Here is a 12,870-nt window from a genome sequence, read left to right as displayed (position 1 = left end):
CCCCCGAACAGTTAAGAAGAGACCACAGCGATACAGCAGAAAGAAAAATGCCGCTCACCTTAAGTGAACGGCATTAGTCCACTAGGCGCTCTTTTTTTGTTCATAAAACTGTAACATGCACCACGGCGAGTCACTAAAATATTTCAAAGCTGAAACATTTACGCATTGTGACAAATCAACTTTCCCTGTACCAAAGTTCAGCAGAGTTAATCAATAAGTAAGTTTATTTTAAACGTCTAAGTTTCTGATTTTTAAAGTTTGTGACGTTTATATTATTATTTTTATTAAGTGCTTGCTGTATATACGTATGTATAAGAATTTATACCTTCCTTATACAAAAAAGCGGAAAGCAAAATGATTCATGAGGGTAACACACAAAAGTATAAGCTGAGGAAATCAGCTAAGGTAGTCAACGCGTTGTTGGCGGGCGCATTGTCGTTAGGCGTTGTTTCTATTAATGCCTCTGCAGATACAGTATGGCAAGAGGACTTCGAAGCAAATGAACTGCAAGGCAAGGGCGCAACTGGCTCAGACCCAGCGGGAGCAATTGTTGATCTTGAAGGTGTTGATCGTTGGTCAGTAGACGTGTCAGCGAGTGAGCTAAGTGCCACTTCAGACTGGTTCCGTGTTAAAAGCGGCGCAATGCAAGCACGTGATACTGACGGTGAAGTAGTCTGGTTGAGCGAGTCTATCGATATATCTGGTGCCGGTGATATCACCATAAATGCCGTGCTTTCTCAAAGTGGAAATTTTGAGTCGACAGACTACATCGATGTATTTTACTCATTAGATGGTGGCGCATTCGAGCTTATTACGCTTTCAGAAGGGGCAACGAATACGGTACAGGAAGACTTTGGTTCTGCAACACTGACCGAAACGATAGGTAGCGGAAGCACTTTAGAACTGAAAGTAGCCATGGCTAACAACTCGGGTACCGAATATCTCAATTTAGACAGTATTTCAGTAAGTGGAAATGGAACTACCGATGGTGGGGATACTGGCGGTAACCCTGACGACGGCGGTGAACCTTCAAATGAACTTCTTTTCTTAAGTGGTACTTGTTTTAACTGCCCTGATTTGGAAGCAGTTAACCTAGCCAGCGACTTTGTTGCATCTGACTATTACGCAGCTCTCGACACAGCTATTGCAAACGGTGAAAGTGCGCAAACGTTAAAAGACACGGCGCATAACATCATTGAAAATGGTCATCGTACGCTTTCTTACTCAGAAGTGTGGACAGCACTCACTTACACTGATGAAGATCCTGCTAACACCGATAACGTTATCTTGTTCTACAAAGGCATATCACAAGGCAAGTTTACCAACGGTAGCGGTAGTCAAAGCACCAACCCAGACAATTGGAATCGCGAACATGTTTGGGCTAAGAGCCATGGTTTTCCTAGCTCAAGCCTAACGGCATACAGCGATATTCTGCACCTGCGTCCCACCGATATTTCTGTAAATAGCTCGCGCGGCAACTTAGATTTTGATTTTAGTGATAGCGCGCTTTCTGAAGCTCCGTTAAACCGAGTTGATGGTGACTCTTTTGAGCCTCGTGACGCAGTAAAAGGTGATGTAGCACGCTCAATGCTATACATGGACGTGCGTTACGATGGCAATACAGCTGGTGATACCGAAGACGACTTAGTGTTAGTAAATCGCCTTACCTCTACTAGCGAAGCCGCGTTTGGTAAGCTTTGCGTATTGCTTCAATGGCATGAAAGTGATCCAGTGGATGATTTCGAACGTCGTCGTAACGAGCGCGTTTATGAATTCCAAGGAAACCGAAATCCGTTTATTGACAAACCTGAACTTGCTTCACTTATCTTCAACGAGAGTTGTGATGGTACAGGTGGTGATACTGGCGGTGACACGGGTGGCGATACTGGCGGTGACACGGGTGGTGATACCGGCGGCGACACAGGTGGTGATACCGGCGGCGACACAACACCTTCTACCAGCAGTATTTACATTTCAGAATACATCGAAGGTGGCGGTTTCAATAAAGGTATAGAGCTTTTCAATAGCTCGACACAACCGGTAAGTCTAGCGGGTTATGAGTTAGTTTTACTCTCCAATGGTGAGACCGCAGATGCTGACCGTAAAGTGTTAGCACTTGAAGGCACAATCCCAGCAGGTGGCGTAGCAACATTCGCTCACGGAAGTGCAGATGCACTGTTAACTGCCGGCTCAACGATTAGCAGCTTCGTGATTAATTTCAATGGCGATGACTACATTGAGCTCGTCGCTAACGGTCAGGTTGTTGATGCTCTAGGTACGTACGGCGTTAAAACTAACTGGGGTAAAGACGTTACTTTGGTACGCAAGAGTTCAGTAACAGCAGGCAATCCTAACCGCAACCCAGCGTTTACCCTTGAAGAATGGGATAGCCTACCAAAAGATACGCTTAACAATTTTGGTTCGCACAATGGATCTGTTAGCGAGCCTACGGATCCCACTGACCCGACCGACCCAACTGATCCTACAGACCCAGTTGGTGAAGTAGTCTTAATTAGCGCTATTCAAGGTAAAGGCGATACCTCGCCACTTACAGGCAATGACGTTGTTATTGAGGCAGTAGTGACTAAAGTTGTGCCGGAAATGAACGGATTCTTTATTCAAGAAGAAGCCGCCGACTCTGATGGCAATGCTGCGACGTCTGAAGGTGTATTTGCCTACTCGACAACCTTCACTGAATACCCATCTGTTGGTGATGCTGTGCGTGTTAGCGGTGCAGTGGCTGAATACAATGGCATTACAGAAATTGTACTAAGCGCCAATGCTGAAACGCTAGGTGCAGGTGGTGATATACTAACGACAAGCATTGAAATGCCATTTGACGAGAGCGTTAACCTAGAGTCACTTGAAGGTATGCAGGTTCAATTCCAGCAAACTTTGAACGTGACAGACGTTTACAATCTTGGTCGATATGGGCAATTCAACGTGTCATCAGGCCGCCTGATGATTCCTACAAACCAATATGCCGCGGGTTCAAGTGAAGCTATTGCCTTGGCTGAAGCGAATGCACGCAACACATTGTTGGTTGATGATGGCTCAAGCGCACAAAATGCTGACGATATTCCTTTCCCAGTTGGAGGTTTATCTCATGCGAATCCTCTGCGTTTAGGCGACAGTGTAGAAGGCCTGGAAGGTGTAATGCACTACGCATTTGGTGCTTATAACTTAATTCCAGTTGGCGCTCTTCAAACTGTACGCACAAACCCAAGAACAGATGTGCCCCAGTTAGACGTACAAGGCGATGTCAAAGTGGCTAGCTTTAACGTGCTTAACTACTTTAATGGTCCGAACTTCCCTACCTCTCGTGGTGCAGACTCAGAAGATGAATTTGCCCGCCAGCAAGCGAAGACAGTAGCAGCCATCGTTGCGATGGACGCAGATGTACTTGGCTTAGTAGAAATCGAAAACGATGGATACGGGAGTGATTCTGCCATTGCTTCTCTTGTAAATAGCGTAAATGCTGAACTTGGTAGTGACGTGTATAGCTATGTAGCACTTGAATCATTACTTGGTGGTGATGAAATTGCGGTAGGTATTATTTATAAGCCTGCAACGGTTACACCACAAGGCGCAGCGGTTACTTCCTCTGAAGCTCCTTTTGACTACGGTAACCGCCAGCCGCTGTTACAAACCTTTAGCGTAAATAGTAACAGCGAAGCGTTTACGCTCGCGGTAAATCATTTCAAATCAAAAGGAAGCTGTGGCAGTGCAACAGGTAATGATGCTGATTTGGGTGATGGACAAGGCTGCTGGAACGAGCTACGTACCCAAGCTGCGTTAGGGCTGACAGCGCTTGTGCAAAACAGTGAAGGTTTGTCTGACCGAGTTATCGTAATGGGTGACCTAAATGCTTATGCGAAAGAAGATCCAATTCTTGCTCTCGAAGACGCCGGTTACAGCAACTTGGTGAACCTCTTCCACGGCGAAAGTGCTTATTCTTATAGCTTCGGCGGCGAAATAGGTTACTTAGATCACGCGCTATCAAGCTCAACTTTGACTGAGTATGTGGCAGACGCAACGGTTTGGCATATCAATGCTGATGAGCCTCGTGTCTTCGACTACAACGTTGAATATAAGTCAGAAACACAGCTTTCTAGCTATTACGGGGCTGATGCTTATCGTTCATCAGATCACGATCCAGTAATTGTTGTGCTGGATTTCCCTGAAACGAGTGAGCCGGAGCCAGTAATTGGTGATTTTGATGGCGATAGTGACATAGACAACACCGATATTGTGGCGTTCTACACCTTGCTTCTGCAACGTCAAGCGACGGTTGAAGAGCACGACTTTAACAATGACGGCAGATTAAATATCTACGATTTATACGCGTTAATGTCTATGTGTACACGTACCGCATGTGCAGTTCAGTAGTTGGAAAGAAAATGAAAAAAATTATTTTAATGGTATTGGCAATTGCTACTTTTAATGCAAATGCCGCAATGATTGAAATCTCTACGGATAAATCAATTTATCAAGTAGGAGAAACTATCACGGCGACGGTAAGCTTTTCTAACGAAGATGCTTTCCTTGACAGAACGTTAATTGTTCAAACATTTGACGTCTACAATACGGTAATTGGTTTTGACGCAACAGTTATAAATTTTGTAGATGCCTCAACATTAAACCCTTTTGGTGCGATTAATACCTTAGGAGATCCCATTTCCGAGTTATTCCTTCCACTGACATATTTTGGGGGCGTGCTAGAAATAGGATCTTCAATCGTAGATCATTTTGGAGGAATCGACTTTATTTATCAGTCGACAACTCCTGTAATAGACTTGTTTAGCTTAAAGTTTGTTGCACAGGCTGCGGGAACTTCAGCGTTGAATGGCTTAGAAGGTAGCATCAATTTTGGAGGGGTCTTTTTAGGCGGTGATAATAAAGAAATTGAAATTAACAGCGCAAACTTCACCATTGCAGAAGTACCTGCACCAGGTACCTTCGCGCTATCGCTTCTGGCTTTAGGTGGTATGTTTTTCGCTCGCAAACGTGTGAAGTCATAAACCTTAATGGCTAAAAGTTTAAGCCCAGCCACGTGCTGGGCTTTTTTATTTCTATTGCTATTTACATACGGCTTTAAATAAACCACACTGAATAAAAATACAATAAGTGCGCACCATGTTAGAAACCATTTCTTTTTCTCAACGCCAACGACTGGCGTATATCGACTTCTGCCTTTTGTTTAAAGGGGCTATTCATCGCCAAGACTTAATAAATCGCTTTGAAGTGGGACTATCGGCTGGTTCTCGTGACTTTACACTATACAAAGAGCTCGCCCCTGATAACTTAGTCTACGATCCAAGGGAAAAACGTTACTTTCAAACAGAAAGCTTTATTCCGGTTTTTGAACACGATGCAAAGCGAACCCTTGTGAAGCTTGCCAACGACATATCAGATGGATTTGATGCGATCGGTGACATACATTTCCCTGTTGAAAGTGCATCTTCACTTAATGTTCCTGATATTTTTGTGGTGGCGAAAGTGGTACAAGCCATCGTGAACAAAAAGGCGATGAGTGTAATCTATACGTCGCTTTCAAGCGGCAGTGGTGCAAGAGAGTTAGTGCCTCATAGTATTGTTGATAATGGTCAACGCTGGCATGTTCGCGCATTCGACAGAAAATCACAAAGTTTCAGAGATTTTGTGCTAACTCGAATTAGTAAGGTAACGGTTAAAGCAGAACCTGAAACCCATGAATGCATAGATTGCGATGAGGAGTGGGGACGATTTATCTCACTTGAAATTGTGCCGCATCCTAAGAATATTAAATATGCTACCGCAATAGAGCTTGATTACGCCATGGAAGAAGGCGTGCTTACATTGGAAGTGCGGGCTGCCATGGCGGGATATCTGCTTAGACGTTGGAATGTTGATTGTACAAAACATGCAAGCTTACGTACCGGAGAGTATCAACTTTGGCTTAGGAATCAGCAGAGCCTTGCGAATACCGACAATTTAGCCATCGCGCCAGGGTACATTGCAGAGCAAGAACCCTATACCGTATAAAATGTGAAAGTGGCCTGCCAAACAGCACCTTGTTAAGTGTTAGTACATGCAGCTAACCGATATATTTCTTGATACAAACCAGCAGCGTGTCTTTGTCTAAAGGCTTGGCTAAAAAGTCAGTCATGCCGGCAGCCAAGCACTCTTCTTTGTCTTCTGCGAAGGCGTTTGCAGTGAGCGCAACAATTGGTGTATCAACCTCCAATGCCTTGCGTAATATTGTTGATGCCTCAATTCCTCCCATGACGGGCATATTGCAGTCCATCAAAATAAGGTCGAATTGATGTCGCTTGCCCACGTCTACCGCATCTTTTCCGTTCTTAACATGCAGGAACTTATAGCCTTCTGACTGCAATATAGTCTTCACGATTTCGGCATTGATTTCGTTGTCTTCAGCTAGCAGTATGCGTTTCTTCTTATTGCCTTCTTTAACATCATTATGAGATACGGGTTTTGTCTCAATTAACCTTCCTAAATCATGCTCAAGTTCTCGACGATTAATGGGCTTAGCATGCGTACGCCAGATAAGTTCAGAAACATCATTTTCATCTTCTAGTCGTTCCAGTTCAGCAGAGATAAGAATGATTTTAGGAAATTTATCTGGGTTCATCGCCTTCAACTGTTCTAGCAAATCGACCCCACTCATCTCTGGCATAGACAAATCAAGAATAATAACGTCGAAAGCCAGTGGGCTGTCTGATAGGTAGGCTTTTGCACTATCATAACTTTGGGGCACAATCGACATGGAGGTAACAACATGCTCAAAATATTCGCGGCTGGTTTGTAAGTCATCAACTATCGCACAGCGCAAATTAGCACTGGGTTCAACGTTAATGTCGGGCAGCTGAGATTCTTCCGCTGCCATGGTAAAACTGAAGGTGCTTCCTTGGCCTACAAATGAGGTTACATTGATGTCGCCGAGCATGAGTTTCGCCAACTGCTTCGCAATACTTAATCCTAGCCCTGTGCCCCCGTACTCGCGGGTGGTGGATTGGTCGGCTTGCTCAAATTTCTTAAAGATATTATCAAGCTTAGATGACTCGATACCAATGCCGGTATCAATAACATCGAAGCTTAAATAATTGCCGTTCGGGCGTTTGGTATAGGTGACCTTTAACGTGACAGAACCTTGTTCAGTAAACTTAATTGCATTACTTAACAAGTTGTGCAGAATTTGCGAAATACGAGTGATATCGCCTTTAATTACGTGAGGTAGGTCAGGGTCTTTTAAGTAATGAAATTCAAGACCTTTTCTGTGGCAGTAAACCCGCTGTAACGACACCACATCGTCCAAGACTTGTAATAGGTCGACTGGCGCCTGTTCAATTTTGATTTTGCCTGCTTCAATTTTTGATATATCGAGAATATCGTTGATTAACACAAGGAGTTGCCTACCAGCAGTTTCGGCTTTTCTAAGGTAGATGTTGCTTTTGTCAGGGTTGTCTATGGCCAACTCGATCATGCCAAACAGGCCGTTCATTGGTGTGCGAAGTTCGTGACTCATGCTTGAAAGAAACTCTGATTTTGCTTTGCTTGCTCTACGAGCCTCATCAGCCGAACTTTCCGCTTGCTCTTTCAAGCTCGTTAGTTTGGCAAATGACCGTTTAACGGTGCGCTCCATAGGAGAAAAGATGAATGCTGCCTCGATACATAATAGAGCGAGTGTGGCTAGCCATAAGTAAACTTCAATCGAAAGAACCAAGCAGTGGCGTCTTGCTCGAACCGCGCGACGACATAATCAAGCTGTTGTAATAGCGATGTCAGCGCTTGAATATCTAAAAGCGTAGTGGGCTGACACTGTGCTGCATCTAAAATTTGATCGGCGCTTTTTATATATTGGCTTACTTTGTTGTCGAGCTGGCCTTCGTTAAAGTAAGTATTAGAGATAGAGGAGGGAAGGTTATCGAGTGACACAAGCTGTTGATGATTTTGTTTGAAACGTGCTAACGATTGCGCCAAATACCTTTGATCTTCACTGTCTTCGCAAATGTTTGGTGTAGAGGTGAGCAACGCAATACGCTGTGAAAGCATGCGTTGCTGACCCGCGATATTGACAATTTCAGCATCTTTCTTCTGATCACTGATTAATTCGTACAGAACAATAAAAGAAAGAGTGACGAGTGTAGCGGTTAGCAATAACGCAACGATATAACGAACACGTATAGACATAAGGGTAGTAGTGGCACAGTGATAACTAAAAGATAATAGATACCAAGTGGTTACGCAATGTGCCGAGAAAATTACTTACGCTTATGTTGCTCTATTTAATATCGTTCGGGATGTTATTAGGCACCCAGCCTCGCAATACCGCCTCTTTAGTGTAAAAAGCCGCGTTTTTATCATTCAGAAAATGAGAGTTTATTGCTGGTGAGGAGACTGCTTTAGGTGCACCTTCTCCATGAGGTTGGTACTCGGAAAATCTTGCTTCTGTGTGGGGATTAAATGGTCTCTTTGTACCTGATGGCGTAGTTCCACCCATAGTAGTCCAGCGCTTTTGGATGATATGACCTGCCATATAGGTGTTGATAAACGTGGTTTTACCTACAGCGTAAGGGTTTGCATATCGGCCATCTGAAAAGGTGGTTGTAGGATGCCAAGGCCTTCCCAGTGCCACGCTTTCATCTGGAACGCCGTGTTCTCTTTCAAGCCTACAGTTATTGAACGTTAACCCATAAGGACGCTGTAAATGAGTGCTTGGGGCGGTGATGTAGCCTGTTAGTCCTTCGCTATCACCGCCAGAATAACGTGTACGGGAAACAATAGAAACGCTTTCAAAAAACGCGGTGCCCTCACCGAAAATAAAGTCAATATGTCCTGCTATTGTTCCGCCTTCAATCAGAGCGCGGTCACCTTTTAAATAGAGGGTATCTTGGTAACCCCAGAGTGCGACATTTTTAAGGTAAGTGCGATCTGAGTTCACATCGGTTTTAAGCGCTACTGCCTGCGTACCTGATAATCGAGTAGGGTCGTCTTTTGCTTTGACCTCGTTACCGGGATAATCAAAATCATTGGTGATAGTGATATTTTCCAGAGTGATATTATCACCTAAAATCTCCACAGTGGCAGTGCGACGAGTTCCCCATTTTTCTTGAGAATTCTCTGCGACTTGTTGACCTGCATATCGATTGAAAACGATAGTCGTTGTTTCTTGCGACTGGCCCACAAAGTGAACATTATCAACGTTTATGACGACACGCTCTCGATAAACGCCTTCGTTAATAAAGACGGTCCATACTTTATCTTTTTGTGGCTTGTGAGACGCGATATAAGTAACAGCTTGGGACACAGAGTTAAAATGAGGTAAAGCGTCCTTACTTACGTCACTGTCATGTGATTTAGCTACCACTACATCCGTCGTTGCTGGCATTGCCGCGCTTAATCCACTGAAAAGTATACCTGCCAGCAACACAAAGGCTAAACTAAGACTAACACGTGCTTTATTAAATTCCATAGTATTTATTCTTCTACAGCCCGTGCTTGTTAAATGGTTGGCTATTAATAAACACATTGTTTATTGAAAGATGCGCTACGTTTTCGATAACGGCATCTTTAAGCGCACGTTTTATCGTTATGTTATTCAACGTCAACCCAGAAATAGGCGTATGGTCATACCCGCGAAGCACAAAGGCCCGGTTAGCTGACGCAACGTTCAAGTTCTCTATAGTGATATCTTCCAGTAGTGGAGGGAAGTTACCGGCATCACCTTCTTCGTAGAAGAAATTCACGACAACAGCGTCTTTCACCGTCCCAATAACGATATTGCGATAGTTTAGATTTTTTAGGTGGCCACCCCGAATACTGTTGGTTTTAATTCTAATGCCGCGGTCTAAATCAGGGCTACTCATGGTGCAATGCTGAGCATAGAGATTCTCTACACCGCCGGATATTTCACTGCCGATTACAACACCGCCATGGCCAGCCTTCATCTCGCAATGTTCTATGACGATATTACTGCAGGGAACATTGACCCTTCTGCCGTCTGCATTGCGTCCAGATTTAATGGCAATGCAATCGTCCCCTGTATCAAATGTACAGTTAGAGATAAGAACGTTCGTGCAGCTTTCAGGGTCGCACCCGTCCGAATTTGGGCCGAAACTTTTACAGTACACGTCGTTAACGGTGACGTTCTTGCAAAGCACAGGGTTAACTAACCAAAATGGAGAGCGCAGGATGGTAACACCCTCGATAAGTACATTTTCACAGCGGTAAGGTTGTATAAACGGAGGGCGCAGGTAATTATTTTCAAAAACGCGGTCACTAACGGGTGTCCCGTTTTCTACCATTTCTTGCAGCGTGTCTCTGGTATATTTTTGGTTCTCAACCGGATCGTCACCCCATGTTGAAGCCTTCCACTTACCTTTCCATGGCCACCAGTTGTCTTTCGCAGCGCTACCGTCAAGCGTACCTTTGCCGGTGATTGCGATATTACTTTGCTCAAAAGCATAAATAAGAGGGGAGTAACCCATTAACTCCATACCTTCCCAGCGAGTAAAAACATATGGTTTGTAATCATCAGGATTGGTAGCAAATCGAATTGTTGCGCCTGCCTCAATATGCAAGTTTATATTCGACTGTAAGTGAATTGGGCCGCTGCATAGCCAGTCGCCTTTTGGCACAACCACTTTGCCACCACCTTGGCGTGCGACTTGGTCGATAGCTGCATGTAACGCTTGCTTAAAGTCACTGCCATTTTCATTTAAAAAGTCGGTAACATTAGCTTCGCGCTTTGCAAAGGTGGGGCGCTTTATCATCCCTTTAATAAGGTTTGCTTCGGCGTCCCACTGGCGTTGAGTCCTTCCCGTTTCGGTCACATTTGCACATCCGGATAGGAATGTAGGAACACCTACAGCCATCCCAGAAGCTGCAACAGTGGTGGCGAGACCAGACTTTAAGAAGTGACGTCTGGCATTCGGTGAGTTAGGTCGGACCATCATATACCCCTTTTATTTACAATTTAGCGCTTTTTACTTATTCAAATAATGTGCAGCCAGAATGAATGGGCCTACACCTTTCGCGTCGTTTGCTCTGATTGGCTCACTCATGTAGTAGTCGAATGAACCATCTCTATATGGATTTCCACCAAGACCAGCAACAGCGCAAACTTGCTCAAGGCTGATAACGTTAGTATCTGGATTAACCGAAATCATTTGATCAAGGAGTCCAGCAAACCCTTTTTCTGCGTGAGCTTTGTATTCATCAGGAAGAAACTTAAGGCTTGCACCTTTAGCCATAGCGTAGGTCAACATTGCTGTACCTGATGCTTCAAGGTAGTTTCCTTCACGGCTTCCCAAGTCAGTAACCTGATACCAGGTGCCTGAATTATGTTGATAGGTAAGCGTAGCGTCGATAAACGCTTTAAAGCGCGCTTTTAGCCACGGTGTTTTTGGATGTTCGGCAGGAACAACTTCTAGCACATCCACCATTGCCATAGCATACCAACCTAGCGAACGTGACCAGTGATGTTGAGAAAGACCTGTTTCTTTATCAGCCCACTTTTGCTTTTTAGATGCGTCCCAGCCATGTAAGGGGAGGCCTGTTTTTTCGTCGTAAAGGTGCTCTTCAATGAGTTCAAATTGCAAAAATACGTCGTCTAGCTCTTTCATATCGCCGTACTTAACAATGTATTCAGCGTAGAAGGGGGCCCCCATGTATAGGCCATCAAGCCACATTTGGTCTGGATAGCGTTTCTTATGCCAAAAGCCACCTTGCTCGGTACGTGGGTGAGTAGTAAGCTGCGTTCTAAGTAGGTCAGCGGCTTTTTTGTATTTAGGGTTGCCGGTTTCTTCATAGAGGAAAAACAGCACTTTACCAGGGTTAACCATATCAATATTAAACTTATTGATATCATAGGTTTTGATACTTCCGTCTTGTTGAACCAACATGTCGTAGTAACCTTTTACATAAGACAGGAGACGGGGATCTTTAATCTCTTGATAGACTTCTGTTATGGCAAGGAGGTTGAGACCGTGAACGTAATCCCATTGTGGCTTCTCATCCCAATCGATTTGCCAAGCTTCTGGGAAACGCACCATCTCAGACTCTATCATTCTCATAGACCATGATTGTGTGTTGTCGAGAGGCATTTGTACCCAATCATTTGCATTAGCAGCGGAAGAAACAAACGCCGTGCAAGCTACAACGGAAGCTGCGCGTAGAATACCTTTTAGCATAACAAACCCTTATTTTTATAACATTGTAAATACATTCTGTGCTACCGGTAGCATAATGGTTTTTATTTGCTCATATGTCAACGGAATTATTTACATTTTTTAACTTTTATTTTACGCATTTAAAAAGTGTTCAATGTGACATAAATAACTGTATTTAAATGTTTTAATTAAAGCGCTCACCCTGCTTTGGTAAGTTTCTATAGTCTCTTCTTTTTTCATCATTGCATATCAAATTTCTACTTATTGTAAATTTTTTCAACAAAATTGTTGCCACCGGTAGCATAACTGTTTAGGATGTAAATCAAATGTAAAGCTTGAGTGTTGTTTTCGAGGTTTACATTATTGCCGAAGAGAAGTTTTGCGTTAATTAGAAAACATAGCTGTACCCTGCAACTCTTCTCATTCAAGGTTTTGGTGGTTTACGAGACCACTATAGAGAATGAATTAGAATTGACGCGTTTTCGCTTCCTTAACAGCCAAGACGTGCTATCGGATAAATGTAAAGCATTGACGGTATTAATCACCAAAATGTTATCCGGTGGCATAAAGGGAAGTGAAATGGTTAAATACGATAAATGTTGAATTTGTGTAAATTTGAATAGTTCACACACGTTTCAAAAGCATCTTCACCTTTTGTCAGTATGCGCGTCTCTTATAAATATAAAAACCGGAGAAACAA

6 protein-coding genes and 1 pseudogene are annotated in these 12,870 nt (G+C 43.7%); 3 read left to right on the top strand and 4 right to left on the bottom strand.

The window, feature by feature from the left end; translation table 11 throughout:
- Positions 1 to 354: 354 nt before the first annotated feature.
- The 3 genes from QME20_RS15105 (at position 355) to QME20_RS15095 (ending at position 6,024) form a co-directional block, all read left to right on the top strand.
- Positions 355 to 4,389 (top strand): ExeM/NucH family extracellular endonuclease, encoded by a 4,035-nt coding sequence (locus tag QME20_RS15105; protein ID WP_281716190.1) that lies wholly within the window; start codon positions 355 to 357, stop codon positions 4,387 to 4,389.
- Between the two features lie 11 nt (positions 4,390 to 4,400).
- On the top strand, positions 4,401 to 5,021 hold the full coding sequence (locus QME20_RS15100; protein ID WP_168463444.1) for a PEP-CTERM sorting domain-containing protein: 621 nt from the start codon (positions 4,401 to 4,403) through the stop codon (positions 5,019 to 5,021).
- Positions 5,022 to 5,136: 115 nt separating this feature from the next.
- On the top strand, positions 5,137 to 6,024 hold the full coding sequence (locus QME20_RS15095) for a WYL domain-containing protein (protein ID WP_049586912.1): 888 nt from the start codon (positions 5,137 to 5,139) through the stop codon (positions 6,022 to 6,024).
- A 52-nt stretch (positions 6,025 to 6,076) separates the two neighbouring features.
- On the opposite strand, the pseudogene QME20_RS15090 reads toward QME20_RS15095, so the two are convergent.
- The 4 genes and pseudogenes from QME20_RS15090 to QME20_RS15075 all read right to left on the bottom strand — a co-directional run bounded on the left by QME20_RS15090 (position 6,077) and on the right by QME20_RS15075 (position 12,191).
- Positions 6,077 to 8,190 (bottom strand): annotated as a pseudogene (locus QME20_RS15090) (response regulator).
- A 91-nt stretch (positions 8,191 to 8,281) separates the two neighbouring features.
- The gene (locus QME20_RS15085) at positions 8,282 to 9,472 is read right to left on the bottom strand and encodes a pectinesterase family protein (RefSeq protein WP_049586918.1); all 1,191 of its coding nucleotides are present in this window, start codon (positions 9,470 to 9,472) and stop codon (positions 8,282 to 8,284) included.
- Positions 9,473 to 9,485: 13 nt separating this feature from the next.
- On the bottom strand, positions 9,486 to 10,952 hold the full coding sequence (locus QME20_RS15080; RefSeq protein WP_281716193.1) for a glycoside hydrolase family 28 protein: 1,467 nt from the start codon (positions 10,950 to 10,952) through the stop codon (positions 9,486 to 9,488).
- Between the two features lie 33 nt (positions 10,953 to 10,985).
- The gene (locus QME20_RS15075; RefSeq protein ID WP_069944525.1) at positions 10,986 to 12,191 is read right to left on the bottom strand and encodes a glycoside hydrolase family 88 protein; all 1,206 of its coding nucleotides are present in this window, start codon (positions 12,189 to 12,191) and stop codon (positions 10,986 to 10,988) included.
- Positions 12,192 to 12,870 lie beyond the last annotated feature (679 nt).

The sequence above is a fragment of the Alteromonas sp. CyTr2 genome (assembly GCF_947311905.1).
GTDB lineage: Bacteria > Pseudomonadota > Gammaproteobacteria > Enterobacterales > Alteromonadaceae > Alteromonas > Alteromonas macleodii.
This window is presented reverse-complemented; position numbering and strand designations above follow the sequence as displayed.